Source organism: Bacillus sp. FSL L8-0152 (genome assembly GCF_038006365.1).
GTDB lineage: Bacteria > Bacillota > Bacilli > Bacillales > Bacillaceae_G > Bacillus_A > Bacillus_A cereus.
On record NZ_JBBOVB010000002.1, the window covers coordinates 245,300 to 268,214 of the forward strand.

A 22,915-nucleotide genomic window follows, 5' to 3' on the forward strand; every position below is an offset into this window, starting at 1 on the left:
ATGGAGAGAGAAGAATGCGTAAAATTCATACAGCATTAGATGGTGTTTTTATTATAGAGCTTGATAAATGCAGTGACAAACGTGGTTACTTCATAGAAACATATAATAAGAAAAAATTTGAACTTTTAGATTTACAGGGAGAATTTGTACAAGATAATCAATCATTATCTGTTCACACAGGCACGATACGTGGGCTGCATTATCAGTTGAATCCTAAAGGCCAAATGAAGGTAGTGAGCTGCATTTCTGGTTCTATTTACGATGTAGTGGTAGATATTCGAAAGGGATCCCCCACGTACGGGCAATGGTTCGGAACAATTTTAAGTGAGTATAATAACCGTCTACTTACCGTTCCTAAAGGGTTTGCACATGGTTTTTGTACAACAGAACCTAATACTATCGTCCAGTATAAAGTAGATGAGTATTATTCCCCTAACCATGAAGAGGGAATTCTATGGAATGATGAAACGATAGGAATATTTTGGCCAACTAATCAACCATTTTTATCAGAAAAAGATAGAAAACTGCCTAGATTAAAAGATACTAATATCAACTTTGTTTATGGAGATGATTTTAATTGAAATTATTAATAACGGGTGGGGCAGGTTTTATTGGTAGTAATTTTATTCATTACATTTTAAAGAAATATCCTCAATACCAAATTGTAAATGTAGATTTATTAACATATGCAGGAAATTTATCTAATCTCAAGGAAATATCATCAAATCAGAATTATAAATTTATCAAAGGGGATATTTCAAATGAAATATTCATAGATAAGTTATTTAAAAAAGAAAAATTTGATTATGTATTAAATTTTGCAGCAGAATCTCACGTTGATAAAAGTATTAAAAATCCCCATATCTTTGTCCAAACTAACATATTAGGTACACAATCCTTATTACAATCAGCATATAAAACAAAAGTGAAAAAGTTTGTACAAATTTCTACAGATGAAGTATATGGAACATTATCTCAAACGGGTGCGTTTACAGAGCATTCAATAATAGCTCCTAATAGTCCTTATAGTGCAAGTAAAGCTAGTGCGGACTTAATGGTACGAGCGTATCATGAGACATTCGGTTTACCCATGAATATAACTCGTTGTTCCAATAATTATGGTCCCTATCAGTTCACGGAAAAATTAATACCATTAACAATAACTCATGCGTTAAATAATAAAGATATTCCTCTATACGGTGATGGATTACATATAAGAGATTGGCTTCATGTAGAGGATCACTGTGTAGCTATTGATTTAGTTCTGCATGGTGGAGCAGATGGGCACATCTATAATATCGGAGGAAATAATGAATATACTAATCTAGATATTGTACAAAAAATACTCAAATTCCTAAATAAAGATCAATCGCAAATTATATTTATCTCAGATCGCTTAGGACATGATCGACGTTATGCCATGGATGCTACTAAGCTGAAAGAAGAATTAGGTTGGAAACCAAACTATCTATTCGATGCTGGACTCACTCAAACAATTAAGTGGTATATAGATAACCCTACTTGGTGGGAATGAATTTTATTAACTAAAAATTACATAAGTTAAACGAGGAATTTTAAAATGAAGATACTGATAACGGGAGTAGATGGACAACTAGGACAAACTTTAATGCAAGTACTCAGCAGAACACATCATGAGCTATATGGTGTGAATCGAACCACGTTAGATATTACAAATAAAATAAAAGTTAGCTCTTATCTTGATAGGTTAAAGCCAGATGTAATTGTACACTGTGCAGCATTTACAAATGTAGATGGGGCAGAGAAAAATAAAGGGCTGGCATATGAAGTGAATGTATTAGGTACCAAGTATATTGCTGAAGCTGCAGGGAGAATAAAATGTAAATTTGTATATATTAGTACGGATTATGTATTTGATGGCAAAAAGCATACACCATACAATCTTGAAGATCGTCCTAATCCATTAAATATATATGGAGAAACGAAATTGGCTGGAGAACATTTCGTAAAAAAATACACCAAGAAACATTTTATTATTAGAACGTCCTGGATATTTGGAAAGGGCGATGGTCACTTTATTGCTAAAATAGGAAAAATAGCAAGTCTATATGGTGAAGTACGTGTAGTAACAGACCAATTTGGCTCACCTACCTATGCAATAGATTTAGCAAACTTTATTGAGGAGTTAGTAGAGACAGATCAATTTGGATTATATCATGCGACAAATGAAGGAGTATGTTCGTGGTATGAGTTTGCAGTTGAATTTTTTAAAGACTTCAATACAGATATCAATATAATTCCTTTAACGACTAAAGAATTCCCACAAACAGCCAATAGACCTAAATATTCAGTGTTAAGCAAAGATTGCATTATCCTGAATGGATTAAAACCATTCAGACATTGGAAAGAGGCATTAAAAGAGTATAAGGAACAATTTAATAGTAGATAATCATTTTAATTTATATAAAATTAGCCAGTAAATATAGCTTTATTTTTTAGTAAGTTGCAGTTGAATTTTTTAGAAATTTGTCGTTTATAAAGTATTAACTGTAAAATAAAAAACCACTACTTTAAGTAGTGGTTTTTTATTTTACAACTATACATTAAATCGTAACAAAAGCCATTATACATTCGCTGAAAGATTAACGGTACATTTACTATTTTAGCATAGTTGCATTCAAATAAATGTTCCAATCTAGTGAACTTTCAAGTTTGAAGAGATTTAGATAATACCTATTATGTAATTAATTCATTATTACAGATGGGCATAAATTAATAATTAGTATTTGAATTACTTTCCCTCAAAGAATCAAACAGGATTGCGGCAGCTCGCTATTACTATTTTCCCTTTGTTATCACGTATAATAACAAAGAATATTTTGATGGTAGTATAAATGATGCTTGAGAAGCAAACAGAAAAAACAATTTAAACATGTATAAACATTGAAATCATAGGAGTAATGCTTTAATAATTTGAAAAGCTTATTATGTAACAAATATTAATAATTAAAGATTATAATTTTTCACCAGTAGATTCCCTCCTAAACTTTCGTGAAGGTAGATAGCGACAGAGCCTTTCCAATTTATTTAATTATTTGATTTCAATGGAATATTATGTTAGAAGAGGGAATTACAAAGAATCTAGTCAAAAGTTTTTAAGCATTTTTATTAAATTATACTCTGCGGTCTATAACAGTAACCCTGTCATTCCCACATTTTGGATAGATTTCTTGCGAAATATGTACCTAGATTCGTATTTCAATTAAAATGTGATACGATAGTTATATATTCGTTTTGCTAGTAAAAGGAGATGAGTGTCGATGAAAAACCATATAAAAGTAAATGGAAAAATCCTTTAAACAAATAAAAAATGGTCACATCTCAAGCAAAGACAAAGACAACATATTTCTAATTGGTTACGTAGAGAATATACACAGTTTGTAAAAACACATTATAGAAAACCTAAAAAGTATGAACATGATGAGATTCTTCATGAAGTGATAAATCAAATACAGGAACGTGAAATGTGGATTCCTAATGGTGAAATAAAAAGATATTACCTAAGCAAAATAGGAGAATGGTTTAGAAAAATAGAAGGTGAATGGGAAATACAAATAAACAACCAAGAGATGTAGCAAGCATTAAAAGAAAAGTAGATGCAATTAGGGGGCGTATTTCATGTATAACTTACAAGAAGATATGTATGAACAATTGAAAGAAAGAAAAGGGGAAGTTACTGTAATTTTAATGAATGGTGTTCCAATACGTGGGCAGGTCCTTTCAATGGATAAATTCACCGTTCTTATGATCGTTCATGGTAAGCAACAACTAGTCTACAAGCAAGCTATTTCCACAATTCTTAAGTAATTCTTGTTCTTTTTTCGAGGAAAGAGGAACTAACAAAAAAAAAGAAGATTGATTTCAATCTTCTTTAGAAAAAGGAACAGATGACAGATTAGTACTCCAACTCATAATCAATTATAAATAAAGGTACATATATATTCAATACGTTCTGAATTTTCTTAATATTTTTATCTTATTTTTAAATTATAATATAAGTAATTCTTTTTATTATTATATACTTGTTCTTTCCTGTTGCAATTGCAGCCAATTTGATACACTATAAGTAAAATTGCCAGAAAGGTGATGAGTTTATGTACCAACAACAAAATAATAGGGATCGAGACCAAGAAATGATGTTTTCTATACAAGGAGTCCCAACAAATAAAGCTAACATAAATCAATTACCAAAATGGATTGGAATTTTTGGCTATGGTGCTTTTACTTTTATGGCATTAAGCGGTTTAGCGATGCTTATTTTAAGTATTTTTAGAAGTTAAAAAATATCTCAATTATAAATACAACTAGCATTTAAATACAAAATAAAGAAGAATCCATAATTCGCTGGATTCTTCTTTATTTATTTTTACTTGCTAATCCATTTGGAGATAATAGGATAATGAAAATCTTTCTCTTGTAATACATGTAAAATTCCTTTAAGGGGCCCGAAAGCTAATAAAATAGTTAGGACTATATAAATTGGGGCTGTCCACAATATCATGGACATATTACTCATGTTCATATCGGAATGGAACATAGAAAACATTAAAGCCCTCATTACAAAAGTATTCCAAATCAATACAATAATCCAAGTGAATAGCTGATAAACGGCTGTTTCAATAGCAATTATACGAAGTTTTTTTGATTTGAATATGAAATAAAAAATTAAGGGTATATAAAAAATTGTAATGCTAAAAAGAGTGAGAATGATGAAAGATAATAAAGTAATAATATGCATCATAAGTTCTAGTTTTTTTTCCTGAGATAAATTCATTTAGACTCCTCCTATATGTAGGCTTGATTCTCTTAAAGTTAACGATAACTCATTATAACATACCATCTAATGTAACAAAAAATATTTTAATTGTTAGGTTTTGTTACATTTTTTTATTTGAAAATATGAAATATCCTAACTATTAAATTTGCTTTAACAAAATACTGTATCAAAAATAATTCTTAACATTACTAGTAAAACACCTTTTGTTATACCGAAATCTCATAATGGAAATAAAATACAACTTATGACCCGTTTTTACACGTATCTCGGCTGAACCCCTAAATAGTTTGGAGTTTCATGTCTTTGTATAATAACCCCTATTAAACTATATATTTTTTACATAATAAATTTTGGAATTAAGTAAATTTATTGTAGATTTTAAATCCATCGTCTTATCAAGGGGAATAATAAAAGTTCAGCAATGCAAAGTTGCTGAACTTTTATTATTTATTCTTTCCTATTCTTCCTAGACTATCTTTAATAGTTGTTTCCCCAAGTTGAGTGTATAACAAAGCTGTATCTTGACTGGTATGCCCAAGTTGCTGCATCACTTGTAATGAATCCTTTTCTTCCATATATAATTTATTTGCCAATGTATGTCTTAATTTATGAGGAGACATTTTTTTGCCAAAGGCTTTAGTATATTTTTCAACTATATCTTGGATAGCCCTAACAGAAAGAGGCTGTGCAGTATGTTTATACTTCGATAAGAATACATTTTGTAATTCTTTCCCTGGAGCATATTTGTTATCTCTAATCTCCATATATTTTTCAAGATCATTTAATGCAATTGGGGTAATCCAAACGGAATCTTCTTTGTTTCCTTTTCGGATTACATCAATTAGTCTTTCCTTTAAGTTTATATCTTCCATGCGGAGGTCGGCCAATTCACTTACACGAATACCACTACCAAGAAAGAGGGAGAGGATAGCTACATCACGCTCCTTATCTCTTAGGAAATAGAATAACTGATGTTTTGTTAAAGATTTTTCATGTTCGTACTTAACATAATTCAGAAATTCTTGATCATCATCATTATGGAATATTTTAGATCTCATACGTTTTGCACGAGCATTTAATGTTTCTTTATCTTTATGTATTTCAATTTTAGCCATTACATTTCTATAAAAATAGCATTCTCCATCTTCATTCTCTGATAGGGAGGTGAGGTACTTAAATAAAGACTTTAAAGCCGAAATTTTTCTGTTAACAGAGGAATTCTGCATGTTTTGTTGTAGTTTTAGAAACCTCATAAAGTTCTCAACATCTTTTTTCTTTAAATTCTCCAAATCAGAGAAGGATATGTCTTTAATGGGCTTAAATTCAATAATTTGTTCAGATAATAGCCAATTAAAGAAGACTCTAAAATCATATACATAATTTAGTAGGGTGGAGGGAGAGGCATCATGCAATTCTTTGTACTCCACAAATTCTTCTATGTAAAAGGGCATTTCATTTAAATTCTCATATAATTTTTTACGATGTACTGATTTTTGACGTTGTTTACTGTAATCCATAAAAATCACCTCATATATACTATAACAGAAAAGGGATACGAACACAAGTTCGCGTTAAATTCAATTTTTACACAGACTTATTTACATAATTAAATTATGGAATACTAAAATACACTCGAATTTAATAAAATCCTGTAGTCATACTAATGAAAATGATAAATAACCAAGTAATAAATTTATATTAGTTTAGTAAAACTAGTACAAACATTAGATTTAAATGTATGTAAAATAAAACAATTTATATATAAATCCAAACAAAATGAATATATGAAAACCATATAAAAGTCGTTTTAAAATAACAATTGGTTAATTTAATCATGATTATCAGGAGTTAATTAGATCCACGCAAGAAAAACGCTACTAAATTAAAATGTAATTTCCTATAAAAATTGTTTATGAGTAATTTAATATTTGGTCATTCTTATATGAAATATGAATTAAATGGCGCATACAAATACACTAAGATTCATGTAATTGAGCTTGAAATCCCTAGATGCAGTATTTGATTTTTATATAACTACTTTAGTATTCGTAAAATTGGTATTTCGTGCGAAGTTGTGTTTTGAAGTTTTTTTCAATTCTTCTTTTACCCTATTTATGTTTATTTGAGACCATTCTTTTTTTTAGCTGTAATTTCTTTATAACTTATTATATTTTGATTAACATAGAAAAAAGTTCCCTTTATAATAGGAAACTTTTTTCTATGTTAATCTACAGCCCTAAAATTTCTACAATCTGACGTGCTTTATTATTATTAATATAATAATGCATCTCTAATCCTTTTCTTTCTGCACGGATTACAATTCCTTTTAACTTTGCTAAATGTTGTGAAACAGTGGATTGTGGAAGTTTTAATATTTCTGTTAACTGTGTAACATTGCACATTTTATGATGTATTAACTCGCTTATAATTTTTAATCGAACCGGATGTGCCATTACCCTTATTACATCTACATCTTCTTCGCGTATTTTAGCTAGGTCATTATTAGATATTACTGTTAACATTTCGCATTCTCCTTTATTATTAATTTCTATTTTCCTATTATCCTTATAAGTAATACTTATAGATAATTACAATTTTTCCTGTTGAGAAAATATATTCTACTCAATACAAAAAAGACACCTATTCCGAAAACAGTTTTTACCGTTCCAATGAATTGTTGTCTTGAAATTTTTTAGCCACACTATATTTAATCATATTATAATCTATACATGATTTTGAACCATGCTTAATATACGTTGCAAAGCAAAAGGAATAATTCTATTCCTTTTTAAACATAACTTTAAATTCAATATTCGCTTTCCTTATTACAAAATTTACAAAGATTCTCTCCTCATTCCACTTTCTATAACATAAATTATTTATCAACACGATAATATGGAATGAAAATCCCAATAATGGTAATATGGTGGTACCTTCAGTTGTTAACTGTTATCCCTTTTTTTAAAAGCCGTGTCTTTAAAGACACGGCTTTTAAATTTCCTTAACTAAAACTGTCTATTAATTATAAACCTAAAACTTCCACTTAGTCTTATTCTGTAATTTCTTCTCTTTTTGAAGTAAGGCCTTTAACTTTTTTAAATCATATATTCCCCTTTACCTACTAACTATTCCAATAAATTCTTTAACACAAGCAATTCATTTATTTCATTTGTTTTTATTTTATTTCTCAGAATTTCAAATATATCTTTTGAAAAACCCCTGGTATTCCATTCATATTTATCTCTCTTAAATAAATCGTAATACACATTATACCCAACAAATTTATAAGCTTTAATCTTATTTTTAACAAAACCTTCATAATTTTAAATAGACATAACACTTCATGCTGTCAACTCCCCCTATATTGATAAATATGAAACATCTAATTTATTTGACATTTCAATGACTTATGACAGGAAAATATATACATTTAGTTAAACCTAATGTATCTTTGGTTTGTAAGTCTTAGTTAGTTGGCCAACTTTTAATACAATTTAATAATTAAAAATAAGGGTGATTTAAAAATGAATCAAGTATTAAGGAAAAGTAAGAAAAAAATGATGTATCTAATCGGTTCACTTCTAATTTCTCTATCAATGTTTTCAACTACAAGTTTTGCAGCTACAGAAGGTGCTATAAAAAGTGTTACAAATAGTAATTATACTGGAATTGCAGCTGATATAAACCTACCAAAATCAGTTGTTGTTAAGGATGGATATGTGAATTGGTATTTAGGTATTGGAGCATCTAAAGTTGAAGGTGGTATTTCAAAAACACCAAGTGGATATAAAGTATTTCTTAATTCAGGATATAATGAATCAGGTCAAAACAATAAGTATTGGAACACACAATATGATACATCAATTAAAGATGGTGATCGAGTAAACCTTAAAATAATTAATAACGGCAATGGTACGGTTACTATGTATGTAAATGGAATCCCTAGATATACAAATCAGCCTGTATATGGCTCATTTTCTCAATACGAACCAGTAAAAATGGTTCAGGGCGTTGAAGATACTGGACGTAATTCTTTTAGCCAAGCTAGCTTTTCAAACGTACTTCTAAGAGCAGATACATCTGGATCTATCTACAAGAGTTGGAACAGTTCAATTTCTTCCTCATTTTCTAAACATGGCACTTATAGTAACAATTTCACAGTTTATTCTCAAGTACCATTAAGCGCAAGTTTACGCTAAAATTGTTCTTGTATACGAAATTTTTTAAAAAAGGTAGCTGTACTTTTGTACAGCTACCTTTTTCATACTTTAATTGCAAAAAGCGTGTCAAAAATAAAAAGATGAAATTGTAAGTATGTTCACTTCTCAATTCCATCTCTTCTAAAAATTGTATATTACCAATTCTCTTGTTCCTCACTATTCTACCAAATTAATAGCAACACATTATGTAGATATAGGTTTATACTATTCTACATTTAAATACATGTAATATTGCCTATACTTTGTTATTTTCATGTGAAACTAATTCACTATATATCTCTTTCTCTATATTTTTCAAGAGAATTTCCAACCTATTTTTTGTAGCTAGATTAAAATGTGGATTTAATTCTTTTATTATAAATTCAAGTATCTCAAAGCTTATGTAATCTCCTAATTCAAGTGAATATTGATCACCCAAGAAAGTTTTTAATTTTTTAGAGATCTCCACTTTATCTTTTTTGGTAATATTTACCCCATCAGATAACAAACCTCTCTTAGATTAGTCTTAAATACTAATTCAAAAAGTTTTTATAACATAATAAAAATATTTTGGAATTAATATAAATCATATAATGAAATTTTTACAAATAAATAAAAAATATACATCATAATCATTAAACAATATATTAAGCATCATAAACATATATTGGCTCATCATAAAGGCGTAAACATTTTGACCAATTTCCACATAACGTTTCCCATTCACCAGCAGGATATACTTCCGTACGCAATATATGAAGTGGTATACGTAAATTCAATAACCGACCACTAAGCGTCGTACGAGTAACTCCCGCTGGCATTAAAAACTTTGCTTCAATTACCTTTTTCAGTTCCATCAACGAGTATTCTGGATAACTCATTAATATTTCATTTGAGTGAGGCCAGACCTCAGTATCATTTGAATGACGGCGTACCGTGTACTCATGTTGATATAAACCAACAATACGATGCCATATCTCTAAATGGGTAAATAAATCGCTATTTAAATCCCTTACATATAAAAAATGTTCTTGTTTATTTGCTTCTGTAATCTTTGCAAGCAAACGTTTATTAGCAATAACCTTACCTGACCAAATTATTGTAGGTTCTTTCTTTAAATGATTTACCCATTCCCCCATTGGTAATAAATGATTCCAAGCACGAATTTTTATTTTTTCATCAGGTACTACCTGTACAGCAACGCGTTTACAACCTAATGCCATCATAGCCTTCATACGATGGGCACCATCAAGTAACAGATAATTACCATCACTAAGCTCAGATACTAAGGGAGGATTCCGTAAAACACCTTCGCTTTCCATTACACGACAAATTTGTTCCAATCTTTTGTGTTCATATGATTCATGAAAGCGAATTTGCTTGGGATGTAAGAGATCTAAGGCCGAAATAATTTCACTCATAAAAACAGCTCCTCAAATAATTACATAAATTCTAAGCTTATCAAATAACTAATTTTCTATAATGATTAGTCGTGTTTACCGATATTTAGCAGCTATTAGACAATTATTTCAAACTGCGCTTTAATAATTTTACTAGTCTTCTAATAAAACACCAATTTCCTTTTCCCTAGCCCTTTGATAGTAATAAGCAGCAATGGCTACATCAAAAATGGCCATACCCATTGGATTAAATAATATTGCTTTGTCATAAGGGAAGTTTTGCAGTGCTCCTCGGATTACAACGTCAGCAATTGATACTGTATCTTCTTTTTGTAAACCTCTTTCAAGGTGCATCCTTTCAACATCAGTTTTTTCACGACAGACTTCTTCCCAATTATCAACAACTAGGGATTTTGTATATTCTAAGATATCAGGCTTAAAATCACGAAGAGAAACATTGAGTAGTAGCGCTCCATCTTTAGGTTTCTTATCAATATAACCTTCTGCAGAAACAGTACAAGTAATAAAAATATCAGCATCTTTATAGGCTTCTTCATAAGCATTAACCTTTTGAGTTTTAGAATAAATTTCCTCAGGAATTAATTCGTCTTTAATTCCATTGATATCATATAGGTAAACACCTTCGATTTTATCGCCTAATAGGGCAGTTACCATCTTTAAATGCATCTGACCAATAGGTCCAAATCCAATAATTCCAACTTTAACATTATTTAAATCTCTTAACTTGGCAAACTCTCGAATCATTAACCCTGTAACAGAAGCTGTTCGTATAACACTGACCATTGCTGTATTAAGCGTCGCAAATGGTTTTCCAGTCATAGCATCATTTAATATAGTAACTGAATGAGCACGTTGAATACCTTTCTCAATATTCTTCGGAAAACTAGCTATCCATTTGATTCCTGAAACCTTAAATTCTCCTCCAATATAAGCTGGCATAGCAATAATTCTATTAGACGGATCATCGAAACGTAAGTATGGCTTAATTGGCTGAGAAAAATCATCTAAATCAAGACTTTTTACTGCCTTTGAAATGACATTTATTGTTTCTTCCCAATTAACACCCATTTCATTGATATGTTTGGTATTTAAATACATCATAATTGCTTCCTCATTTCTATATCATTTTTATAAAGAAACTAATTGGTCTTCTACTGATTTTTGTGTATTGAGCCATTCTACCCACTCTACGTTGTAAATAGTTGATGTGTAAGCTTGTCCATTATCAGGACACAAGAAAACAACATTAGGTGTATTTTGAACATCCTTATTTTCAAAATACTTTTGGATTGCATAATATGAAGTCCCTGATGATCCACCAGCAAATATTGCATGTTTATTAAATAGCTCATAACAACCTGCAACAGTATGAACCTCCGGTACAATCATTACATCATCAATCAATGCTTTTTTAACCATACCAGGTATCATACTGGCACCAATTCCTGGTATGTACCGTTTACGAGGCTTATCACCAAAAATAATGGACCCTTGACTATCTACCGCAATAATTTTAATATTAGGGAATTTTTCTTTTAATCGTGTAGATACCCCAGCGATAGTTCCTCCAGTACTCACTCCAATGAAGGCATAATCTAACTGTTTAAAATCATTAGATATTTCTCCACCAATTCCTTGATAATGGGCTTCAAAGTTATCAGCATTATTATATTGATTTGTCCAGTATGCTTTAGGAATAGTATTTAAAAGTTCTTCCACCTTATTTAAACGCGTTAATAAATAGCCACCTGTTTCATCTCGTTCATCCACTTTAGCTACTTGATAGGAAGTTGCTCTCAAAAAATTCTCATAACTATCATTAATATTTGGATCAATAACTGGTATGAATTTCAGGCCGATATACCTACAAAGAGTAGCAAGAGCAACCGCAAAGTTACCAGATGAAGATTCGATAATCGTAGAATTTTCAGTCACTTCACCGCGACTTATTGCTGATTTTATAATATGGTAAGCAGCACGTACTTTAACACTATTCATTAAATTGTAATATTCTAGTTTTGCATACAAATTAATCTTTTCATGCTCTAATTTAATCATAGGTGTGTTGCCGATTACCCTTTCTAAACTCTCTAATTTCTTGAGCATAATTTGCTTCCTTTCTTGGTTAAAATCTAAAAAAATTAATTAAACATTTGTAAGTTCTAATATAAATCACTTTTAAATAACTTATATTCATGTTTACTTTAAATGTCCTTTCGAATGTAGCTCAAATAGAACTTATAGCTGAAACACAATAAATGCTAAATTCTTTAGTATCGGTAAGCTAAGCACCATTCAAGTACTGCCATAGCACTATTTAGCTTGTTTTCGGCCTGGGTAAATACAATACTTTTCGGTCCATCAATAACTGTTGCTGCTACTTCTTCCCCCCGGTGTGCTGGGAGGTCATGCATGAAAGTAGCCTCCGGATATAAAGTCAAAATTCTCTCTGTCACTGCAAATGGATTAAATGCATCTTTCCATAAAGGATCTATTTTGCTTGTCCCTGTTGTTTGCCACCTTGTTGTATATACAACATCCACTTCACTAGGTAACATTTTTATATCATGACATTCAATAACTTTAGCACCAGATAATCGTGCATATTCTTTTGATTTTTCAAGCACACTTGGAGACACTCCATAACCAGCAGGTGTAAAAAGATATAACTCCGTACCTGGAAAACGAGATAAAGAAAGAGCTAGAGCTGCAGCACTGTTATTACCTTCTCCCATATATAAAACCCGTAATCCAGCTATTTCACCAAATTTTTGTTTCATTGTTGTTAAGTCTGTTAGCCCTTGTGTTGGATGTTCTTCCGTACTCATTGCATTAATGACTGCCATACGACTTTGAGATGCCAGTTTTTCCATTTCCTTTTGACTATCTGCAGTTCTTGCTACTAGTCCATCCAGCATTCGCGAAAGTACTTGAGTAGTGTCTTCTATAGACTCCCCTGTATTTTCTTGCAAATCATTTGGACCATACGTTACAATTTGTGCACCCATTTTTAATGCTGCAACAGAAAATGCCGATCGAGTTCTAGTCGATGTTTTACGGAAGTAAATCCCAATTATATTTCCCGCTAATATTTGATTAGGTTGCGATTTACCTGCGGCAAACTCTACCCCACGAGTTACAATTTGGTTAATATCACTATCAGTAAGATCCTCAAGAGTAATTAAATGTTTTCGAATAGCCATTATTATATTACCTCCCTTTTGAATAAGTGCATGTAACAAAAATGTATTTACACATATATGTAAATCATAACTATTAAACAGCTAAGATAAAACATAATAGATTGCAAATATAATTTAAGTGGATCCATTACCACACTTTTCTATATTTGTTTTTAAACTAATGTATAGCAGTTGATATATAGCCTATATGAACTCGAATACTATTTTTACTCATAAATACTTACATATAATTCTATTGTTAGTCTATATTCCTATTTTTTATGATATAGCTCTGCTGAATATATTACACACTACAACGCTAAAAATATACTAAAAATACTGAATTTTCAGCTTTCTCAATTCTTTTATCAATTTTCTGTCAATTCATACTTGAATTCTCTTTTTTACTAATAATATACATACAATGTTGGCCGTTTCTTTTATAGCCCCATCTCTATAAAATCCGCCCATTCAAAAGTATCGTTTTCCGGATTGTCAGTTAAGATGCAAATTACTGCTGCAGTCATTAAAGAGCCCTCTTTAAAAGAGATATCCTCCTTCTACTGGCTCGCTATTTATAGTTATGATAATCTCTTAATTGTTACAGCTACAACGCTAACAATTATTATTGTAACCATTGATCTAAGTAAACAAACAATGAATGGCATACTAATATATACACAAAGTAATCTATTAAGCGTAAAATGATTGCATATCCAGCAAGTTTAATTACTTATTCAGATCTTTACTTTTAGAATTTTCAAAATTAAATTCCCGAAAATTTTCTTTCCTTAGGGAAATATCGCTCATTTTAAACTATGTAAGAATGCTTATCTTCTATAAAGTAATTACACAAATCAACAAAATCAATTTCAATTATTGATTCTGGAAAACTGTCTAAAGAAGCACAACAAGAAAGCTTATAATCTTTACCAATAGTAAACTTTTTATAATAAACTTCATTAGATAACATGTCATCATAAAATATTGTATTTTTATTAATAACAAAAGAGTTTAAAGGTATAGTTAGCCCTTTCCCTATCCATTTAACAAAGCTTTCTTTTATAGTCCATAATTCATAAAACACATCTAATTGTTGTTCTACATTTAATGAATTTAAATAATTAAATTCTTCCTCAGTAAATATATTTTTAATCATTGTAGTATCTATGGGCCGAACTTTTTCTACATCTATTCCTACTTCTTCCTCATGAATAGCTCCAACAACCCAACTTTCGGAATGTGATATATTAAAATGAAAATGATTTAACTCATCAACATAAGGCTTTCCGTATTCATTGTATTTATATTTAATATCTTTATTCTCTTTTGAGAAATTTGTAGTAATTAAATATCTTATTATAATGTCTCCAATTAAGGCACTATATTGGTCGGGCTTTCTTTTATATTTCTGTATTTTCATCTGCTTTTCTTTTGAGACCAAACACATAAGTTTCTGCATAATATTATGTTCTATATTTCTTGGCACACGTACCTTATATATATTCATTATTTCCTTCCCACCTAACATCTTATATAAATATAAAAAACTCTCAATGAACAATTCCTATTTATTTTTAATAGTAAAAAACATTTTCAGAGGATAATATTCTATTTTATATTCATATTTTCCACTTATTTTCCAACCTCTTTATATTTATTATTGAATGGTCTCAAAGAAAAAAGTCTCATAATATGTTATACACGAATTTATGAGACTTTTAGAAAACTAATAGTGTACAATTTCAAATAATATTTCACCTATTTACATGTGCTAATAAGAGCATTTGTTTAAAATTCATTTTTATACTCTTTACCAATTCATGAATATGCGGTTTCTCTAACATACTCAGATGGGAACCTGGCACTTGCAAAGCGTATACTTCCCCTGATGTATATTCATTCCATCTGTTATAATCTACTAGTGGGTGAATGTCATTAATAGATGCATTAAATAGAAAGATATCTGCTTTTATTTTTTGTTTACAATTATATTTTAGGTATGCATATCTATTAGCTATCATTACTTTTAACTTATTCATCATTGGATCTTCAAAATTTTGCTGACAACTATTTTCATTCAATGTAAATTTTTTCAGTAAAGATTCTATTAATTGTTCTTCACTCATTTGCTCAAAACTAATTTTCTCAATCCCTAACTGATCATTTAATTTTTCCAATTCTTCAAATGCATTCTTAATATTTAAACTAAGAATCTCCCTACCTTGTTCAATAGGATGAACATCAAGTAAACCTAGAAAACTAACTTTATCACCTAGTTCTTCTAATTTTCTAGCCATTTCAAATGCAACTATTCCTCCAAAAGACCATCCTAATAAGGTATATGGCCCTTCTTTTTTTACTTGTTTAATCTCTTCTATATATCTTACCGCCATTTCCTCTACAGATAAGTTTGGAAATCTACTATCATCATATCCTATAGATTGTAACCCATATACAGTCTTATCCTCTCCTAATTCTCTAGCCAAATCATAATAGTTTAATATACCCCCGCCTTGCCCATGAATAATGAACCATTGACTATCCTTGTTTGTTCCATTTTGAATTGGAATTAAACACTCACTGTCTATTCCTTTATTCCTACTTATTACATCACTTAATTGTTCAATAGTAGCCTTTTGAAATAATAAACTTAATGGCAGTTGCACATTAAACATTCTCTTGATATTTTCGAATAACTTTAGTCCCTTAAGAGAATGACCACCTAATTCAAAGAAATTATCATTTATACCAATATTATTTACGCCTAATATACTACTCCAAATATCAATTAAACTACTATCTATTTCATTTCTTGGTGGTACATAATTACTATTGCCCAGTGTATTTAGCTTCGGTAACTTACTTCTATCTATTTTCCCATTTTGTGTTAATGGTATATTGTGAATTGGTATAAGTTGTTGAGGTATCATATAATGTGGTAACTTTGTTGCCAAATATGCTCTTACCTCTGGAATAGGAATATCTTTTTCTGTAACTACGTATGCACATAAATACTTTTCCCCAGCTTCATCTTCTTGATCTATTACTACGGCCGTTTTGATTGTCTCATATTTTAACAAACTCGCTTCTATCTCACCTAGTTCTATTCGATATCCCCTTATTTTTACTTGATGATCGACTCGGCCCAAATATTCAATGTTACCATCAGGTAGCCACCTTGCTATATCCCCTGTTTTATATAGTTTCTCACCTCGTTCAAATGGATGATCAATAAATTTATCTGCTGTTAATTCTTTTCGATTGATGTATCCTCTAGCTAACCCTATACCAGAGATACATATTTCACCTGGAACACCTATAGGTTGTATCCTATGAAATGAATCCAATATATAAATTTTAGTATTTAACAATGGCGAACCTATCGGTACGTTTTGTGTTGTAATTTCTTTATTACTCTCATATCGATAAGATGTACAACAAACTGTAGCCTCTGTAGGTCCGTATCCATTTAATATTTGGAGGTTCCCCCTAAATAGATGATCGTATTTTGCGAGTAATTCTGTTTTAATGGGTTCTACTCCCACAAGTAGCTTATTTAACACTATCTTCTGGTTATCTCTAACAAAATAATCATATATTTCATTTAATAAAGTAGGTGGAATATATGATAATGTAACCTGTTCCTCAAGAATGACTTGTACAAGTTTTGGTACATCAAACTTCTCACCTTGATAAATAGTCATTCTTGCGCCATATATCAATGGGACAAATATCTCAAAAATAGTAACATCAAAAGAAATACTACTTGAGAATAGAACGTTATCAGTTATCCCTATATCTTGAGAGAAATCTTCATACATTGCACACAAAAAGTTAGTCAAGGATCGATGTTCAATCATTACTCCTTTAGGTTGTCCTGTAGAACCTGATGTATAAATAACATACGCTAAGTTGTGAGGTTCTATCATCATGTGCATGTCTTCTCCTGGTTCTTCTTCAAAAGACATATCCATTAGATCTATTACATTACCTTGGAATTCTATCCCCTTTATAATAGAGTTTTGATGTACTAATACATGTGAACACCCACTGTCTGTCAGCATATATTCCACTCTTTGTTTTGGTAAGTCGGTATCAATTGGTAAATACGCCCCACCTGCTTTTAAGACACCTAATATACCTATAACCATCTCGATGGAGCGTTTCATCATCACACCAACAATGGATTCTCTTTTAACTCCTTGGTCTAATAACCTTCTCGCCAACTGATTAGCTTTTATATTTAATTCATTATATGTAATTCCTTTTTCATTACATACAACGGCTATTTGATTAGGGTTCCGTTTTACTTGTTCTTCGAACATTTTATGCACTAATAAATGATTAGAATTTGAATTCTCTTTTTTGTTAAATTCATTCATAATACAATGTTCTTCTTCTATAGATAACATATTAATATTACGCAATCGTACTCTAGGGTTATTAGTTACTTCCTCAACTATATTTGTAAAATGTACCATTAACCTTTCTATTGTCTCCGCTTTAAATAACTTAATACTATATTCTACTTTTAAATGAATGTTATTATCTATTTCCGTTGCTACTAATGACAAATCAAATTTTGAAACTGACTGCTTAAACGGATACGGTGTAAATTCTAATTCACCAATAGATATTGGATTCATATCCATGTTTTGAAAAACAAACATGGTATCAAATAATGGATTTCTACTTGTATCCCTATGCAAGTCTAAACCTTCTAATAGTTCTTCAAAAGGATAGTCTTGATTTTCATAAGCTTCTAATGTATTGAGTTTTAATCTACTCAAAAACTCAATAAACTCATCGTCATTTTCTAGATAATTTCTCATTACCAAAGTATTAATAAACATACCAATCATATGATTAGTATCAGAATGAGACCTTCCAGCAATAGGCGAACCTACAATAATGTCTTCTTGACCTGTGTATCTAGATAAAAGTATGTTATAAATGGCCAATAAAATCATATATGGCGTGGTACCAGTTTCAGTTGCTAGCTTATTTACTTTAAAAGTTAAATCTGTTCCCAAATTAAAAGAACAAACATTACCTTTAAAGCTTTGTATAGTCGGTCTTTGAAAATCGGTTGGAAAATTTAAAACCGGGAGTTCTCCTTTTAAAGTTGTTAACCAATAATTCTTTTGTTCACTAATTAGATTCTTATAGTAAGGTCCATTTTGCCACATCACATAGTCTTTGTACTGCACTCTCAATTTTGGAAGCTCATTTCCTTTATACAATTCTACAAACTCTTTTATTAATATCCCCATTGATAAACCATCAGATATTATATGATGCATATCTACTACAAGGATATGTCTTTCTTCTGCTATCCTTAAAAGCAACACCCTTAATAATGGAGGTTTTGATAAATCAAATGGACTTATAAACTCATGTATTAAATAATCCGCATCTTTTTCATTTACATGAACGTATTCAATATTGAAATCTACATTAGGCTCAATTTTCTGCACTAATTCCCCATCTAAAATTTGAAAAGAAGTTCTTAAGATTTCATGTCTCTCAATTAAAGATTGAAATATATTTTCAAACTTATCTTTACAAATATCCACTTCTACTTTAAGTATTGTGGGCATATTATACGTTGTATTTGTACCATCTTCGAATTGATCTACTATAAACATTCTCTTTTGTGACGTAGAAGCTAAATAATACTCTTGTTGTTTTACAGGTTCTATGGAAATATAATTACTTTTTTCCATTTCTAATATACATTTTGAAAAATCAACCAAAACAGGAAACTTAAATAGGGATTTAATAGATAATTGCACATTAAATTCTTTATTAACAATAGAAATTAGCCTAGCAGCCTTTAATGAATGACCACCTATCTCAAAAAAATTATCCCGTATTCCTATCCTTTGTATTCCTAATACATCTTTCCAAATCTCAACTAATTTTCTTTCTATAGAATTTGTCGGCTCTAGATGACTAGATTTCAAATTATTAATAGGTTGAGGTAATTTTTTTCTATCTATTTTTCCGTTTTGTGTTAACTGTATGTTTGGAATGGATATGATTTGTTGAGGTATCATATAATAGGGTAACTTGGTTGCTAAATATGCTCTTACCTCTGGAATAGGAATATCTTTTTCTGTAACTACATACGCACATAAATACTTTTCTCCACTTTCATCTTCTCGCTGTATTACTACGGCGGTTTTGATTGTCTCATATTTTAACAAACTTGCTTCTATCTCACCTAGTTCTATTCGATATCCCCTTATTTTCACTTGATGATCAACTCGTCCCAAGTATTCTATGTTACCATCAGGTAGCCATCTCGCTATATCTCCTGTTTTATATAATTTCTCACCTCGTTCAAATGGATGATCAATAAATTTATCTGCTGTTAATTCTTTTCGATTGATGTATCCCCTAGCTAACCCTATGCCAGAAATACATATTTCTCCTGGAACACCTATAGGTTGTAGCCTGTGAAATGAATCCAATATATAAATTTTAGTATTTAACAATGGCGAACCTATTGGTACGTTTTGTGTTGTAATTTCTTTATCCCTCTCATATTGATAAGATGTACAACAGACTGTAGCCTCTGTAGGTCCGTATAAATTTAATATTTGGAGGTTCCCCCTAAATAGATGATCGTATTTTGCGAGTAATTCTGTTTTAATTGGTTCTACTCCCACGAAAAGTTTATTTAACGATATCTTCTGATTCGCCCTTACAAAATAATCATATATTTCATTTAATAAGGTAGGTGGAATATATGCTAACGTAACCTGTTCCTCAAGAATGACTTGTACAAGTTTTGGTACATCAAACTTCTCACCTTGATAAATAGTCATTCTTGCTCCACATACCAATGGGACAAATATTTCAAATATAGTAACATCAAAAGAAATACTACTTGAGAATAGTACATTATCAGTTATCCCTATATCTTGAGAGAAGTCCTCATACATTGCACACAAAAAATTAGTTAAGGAACGATGTTCAATCATTACCCCTTTGGGCTGGCCTGTAGAACCTGATGTATAAATAACATATGCCAAATTTTGAGGTTCCATCGTTATCTGCAAATCTTCTACATGTTCTTCTTCAAAAGGAATATCCATTAGATTTATTACACTACCTTGAAATGCTACTCCCTTTATAATAGAGTTTTGATATGTTAGTACATGTGAACACCCGCTGTCTGTCAGCATATATTCCACTCTTTGTTTTGGTAACTCGGTATCAATCGGTAAATACGCCCCACCCGCTTTTAAGATACCTAATATGCCTACAATCATCTCAATAGAGCGTTCCATCATCACACCAACAATGGATTCTCTTTTAACTCCCTGGTCTAATAACCTTCTCGCCAACTGATTAGCTTTTATATTTAATTGTTTATATGTAATTTCTTTTCCATTACATACAATCGCTATTTGATTAGGATTCTGTTTTACCTGCTCTTCAAATAATTGAGGAGCTGTTACAGTCTCACAAAGTAATGTTTTATGAACTCTAGTCGTATGATTGAAATCAAATAATATTTGATTCTTTTCTGTTTTAGGCATTACATCTAGATCCATTGCAGATTTATTTGGATCTTTCATTAATATATCTAAAATATTATATAAATGATTAACTATTCTACTAACTAATCCTTCACTATATAAAGTAGAATTGTAATCCACTTGAACCTTTAACTGTTCTTCATTTTTCATAAACCTAATAACCATATCAGAGTTTATTTTATCTGTACTCTCATAACAATGAATATCATCTAACATTACTATTGTATTTAATAAGGGAAGATTATTACTCTCTCCATCTAGACTTAATAATTGAGTAAGTTTATTAAAAGGAAAATGACAATGTTCATTTGACTCTAAAATTGTTTCTTTAATTTTATATATTATTTCTTTAAAATTATCTTCTTGATTTATTTGAGTACGTAATAATAAAAAGTTGTTTTGAAAAACCGTCTCTTCTTGACCTTGTTTAAAAACTGGCATTCCAATTACTACATCATCCTTATCGGTATATCTACTTAAGAGATATTTCACACCTGATAATAAAATAGTGTACAGTAACATATTAGAATTATTGCTAATTGCTACAGCTCTCTTCGCAATATCCGATGGGAATTGACAATAATAACTTTCTTTAGAAGCCTGAATATTATTTAAAGACAGACAATCACAAGGAAATCTACTTAACTCAACATCACCTGATAACTTGTCTAACCAATATTCTTTTTCTTTTTTAAATTTTTCACTAGATAATACAACCTGCTGGGTAAATTTATCAAGCATTTTTTCTTCCCACCATTCTCTATGATATTGATACTAAATACTACATATTTAGTGGTTATGTTCCCCATAGACCTATCCGTTTTATCATGAGGGGGCACAATCATACTCGTCATTGGGAGTTTTCTTCCTCAGTAATAAAACTCCCAATGACGACCAATTAGATTGCTACTTTAACAATAGAAGTTTCACATAAAGCATAGAAATGCACTTTTCTCTTACTCAGATACATCTCTTAATTTTTTTACTTCACAGATTTTACCCTATCTAGTATTTTCATAATTAACTCGCCCACGATGTCAGCTTGATGTAGTAAAAACATATGACCACCATTAACTGTTAGAAAATAAACCTCATTGCCCCATTCTACCCAATTCTTAGCCCCTTTTACTGTATAATTAGAGTCTGTTGTTCCACTAATAATATATAGGGGCGCTTTCAACAATGTTGTGTCATCATTTATATAATTCTCAATGGCACGAAAGTCTGATCGAATAACTGGAAGGATATAGTTTAAAAGCTCCTGATGTTGTAATACTTCATCCGGTAATCCTCCCAAAGACTTTATATAATCTATAAAGTCTTTATCATCTAAATGATTTGTTTTTCTTCTTATTTCCGGTGGATTCATAGCAGAGATAATAACATTTTTAGGATTTATACCCTTACTTTCTAAAATTTGAGCCATACGGTGAACTATAATTCCTCCCATGCTATGGCCAAATAATGTAACCTCTCCCTCTAAAATTGGTTGCATCTCCATTAAATATAAATTAACAAGATCATCTATGTTATCAACTAGTGGAGAAAGATTAGGACCATGGCCTGGAGGATCAAATGAAATAAGTTTTATATCTTTCGGTAAATAATTCTTTAAAGATAAAAAAGAATTCGAATAGCCCCCAGCATAAGGAACACAAACCAAATATTTGTTACTATTCAATCCTGGCGATAAATCTTTCATTAATTTTCTCAAGTGACTTCTCCTTTATTAAATAAAATTTTC

Annotated in this window: 17 protein-coding genes and 1 pseudogene; 7 read left to right on the plus strand and 11 right to left on the minus strand. The window is 30.5% G+C overall.

Annotation, left to right across the window (positions count from 1 at the left end; all coding sequences use genetic code 11):
* Positions 1-14 precede the first annotated feature (14 nt).
* The 6 genes and pseudogenes from rfbC (at position 15) to MHH27_RS29510 (ending at position 4,319) form a co-directional block, all read left to right on the plus strand.
* A complete protein-coding gene (rfbC, locus tag MHH27_RS29485) occupies positions 15-581 on the plus strand; it encodes a dTDP-4-dehydrorhamnose 3,5-epimerase (RefSeq protein ID WP_098251419.1) in 567 nt (188 codons plus the stop codon).
* Positions 578-1,534 carry a dTDP-glucose 4,6-dehydratase gene (gene rfbB / locus MHH27_RS29490; protein ID WP_340945234.1) on the plus strand — a complete coding sequence of 319 codons (957 nt, stop codon included), beginning with the start codon at positions 578-580 and terminating at the stop codon, positions 1,532-1,534. Before rfbC ends, rfbB begins: the two co-directional genes overlap by 4 nt.
* Before the next feature lie 45 nt (positions 1,535-1,579).
* Positions 1,580-2,428, plus strand: a complete 849-nt coding sequence (gene rfbD, locus MHH27_RS29495; protein ID WP_098400514.1) for a dTDP-4-dehydrorhamnose reductase — start codon at positions 1,580-1,582, stop codon at positions 2,426-2,428.
* Between the two features lie 871 nt (positions 2,429-3,299).
* Positions 3,300-3,614: pseudogene (locus tag MHH27_RS29500) on the plus strand (transposase).
* 43 nt (positions 3,615-3,657) lie between these two features.
* Positions 3,658-3,846, plus strand: a complete 189-nt coding sequence (gene hfq / locus MHH27_RS29505) for an RNA chaperone Hfq (protein ID WP_061660214.1) — start codon at positions 3,658-3,660, stop codon at positions 3,844-3,846.
* Between the two features lie 287 nt (positions 3,847-4,133).
* Positions 4,134-4,319 (plus strand): hypothetical protein, encoded by a 186-nt coding sequence (locus tag MHH27_RS29510; protein WP_098400515.1) that lies wholly within the window; start codon positions 4,134-4,136, stop codon positions 4,317-4,319.
* A gap of 86 nt (positions 4,320-4,405) precedes the next feature.
* Here the strand turns inward: MHH27_RS29510 and MHH27_RS29515 are convergent, their stop codons facing one another.
* From MHH27_RS29515 to MHH27_RS29525, 3 genes are all read right to left on the minus strand, one after another.
* Complete coding sequence (locus MHH27_RS29515; protein WP_061660212.1) at positions 4,406-4,813, minus strand: hypothetical protein; 408 nt, start codon at positions 4,811-4,813, stop codon at positions 4,406-4,408.
* 446 nt (positions 4,814-5,259) lie between these two features.
* Positions 5,260-6,333 carry a tyrosine recombinase XerS gene (gene xerS / locus MHH27_RS29520; RefSeq protein WP_016078424.1) on the minus strand — a complete coding sequence of 358 codons (1,074 nt, stop codon included), beginning with the start codon at positions 6,331-6,333 and terminating at the stop codon, positions 5,260-5,262.
* Between the two features lie 711 nt (positions 6,334-7,044).
* Positions 7,045-7,338, minus strand: coding sequence for an ArsR/SmtB family transcription factor (locus tag MHH27_RS29525; RefSeq protein WP_000958627.1), 294 nt, complete (start codon positions 7,336-7,338; stop codon positions 7,045-7,047).
* A gap of 1,002 nt (positions 7,339-8,340) precedes the next feature.
* Between MHH27_RS29525 and MHH27_RS29530 the strand changes: the two genes are divergently transcribed.
* Entirely contained in the window at positions 8,341-9,015 is a 675-nt protein-coding gene (locus MHH27_RS29530) for a hypothetical protein (protein WP_001077581.1), read from the plus strand.
* A gap of 256 nt (positions 9,016-9,271) precedes the next feature.
* Here MHH27_RS29530 and MHH27_RS29535 read toward each other — a convergent pair whose 3' ends face one another.
* The 8 genes from MHH27_RS29535 to MHH27_RS29570 all read right to left on the minus strand — a co-directional run bounded on the left by MHH27_RS29535 (position 9,272) and on the right by MHH27_RS29570 (position 22,885).
* A complete protein-coding gene (locus MHH27_RS29535) occupies positions 9,272-9,523 on the minus strand; it encodes a DUF2164 family protein (protein WP_000947505.1) in 252 nt (83 codons plus the stop codon).
* 139 nt (positions 9,524-9,662) lie between these two features.
* Positions 9,663-10,358 (minus strand): ParB N-terminal domain-containing protein, encoded by a 696-nt coding sequence (locus tag MHH27_RS29540; protein ID WP_240523013.1) that lies wholly within the window; start codon positions 10,356-10,358, stop codon positions 9,663-9,665.
* Positions 10,359-10,568: 210 nt separating this feature from the next.
* Positions 10,569-11,537, minus strand: a complete 969-nt coding sequence (sbnB, locus tag MHH27_RS29545; RefSeq protein ID WP_098235266.1) for a 2,3-diaminopropionate biosynthesis protein SbnB — start codon at positions 11,535-11,537, stop codon at positions 10,569-10,571.
* Between the two features lie 27 nt (positions 11,538-11,564).
* Entirely contained in the window at positions 11,565-12,542 is a 978-nt protein-coding gene (gene sbnA, locus MHH27_RS29550; RefSeq protein ID WP_098566772.1) for a 2,3-diaminopropionate biosynthesis protein SbnA, read from the minus strand.
* Positions 12,543-12,706: 164 nt separating this feature from the next.
* The gene (locus MHH27_RS29555) at positions 12,707-13,639 is read right to left on the minus strand and encodes an ornithine carbamoyltransferase (RefSeq protein WP_340945241.1); all 933 of its coding nucleotides are present in this window, start codon (positions 13,637-13,639) and stop codon (positions 12,707-12,709) included.
* Between the two features lie 790 nt (positions 13,640-14,429).
* On the minus strand, positions 14,430-15,128 hold the full coding sequence (locus MHH27_RS29560; protein ID WP_098235268.1) for a 4'-phosphopantetheinyl transferase family protein: 699 nt from the start codon (positions 15,126-15,128) through the stop codon (positions 14,430-14,432).
* 247 nt (positions 15,129-15,375) lie between these two features.
* Positions 15,376-21,912 (minus strand): amino acid adenylation domain-containing protein, encoded by a 6,537-nt coding sequence (locus MHH27_RS29565; RefSeq protein ID WP_340945247.1) that lies wholly within the window; start codon positions 21,910-21,912, stop codon positions 15,376-15,378.
* A 241-nt stretch (positions 21,913-22,153) separates the two neighbouring features.
* Entirely contained in the window at positions 22,154-22,885 is a 732-nt protein-coding gene (locus MHH27_RS29570; RefSeq protein ID WP_001228852.1) for a thioesterase II family protein, read from the minus strand.
* Positions 22,886-22,915 lie beyond the last annotated feature (30 nt).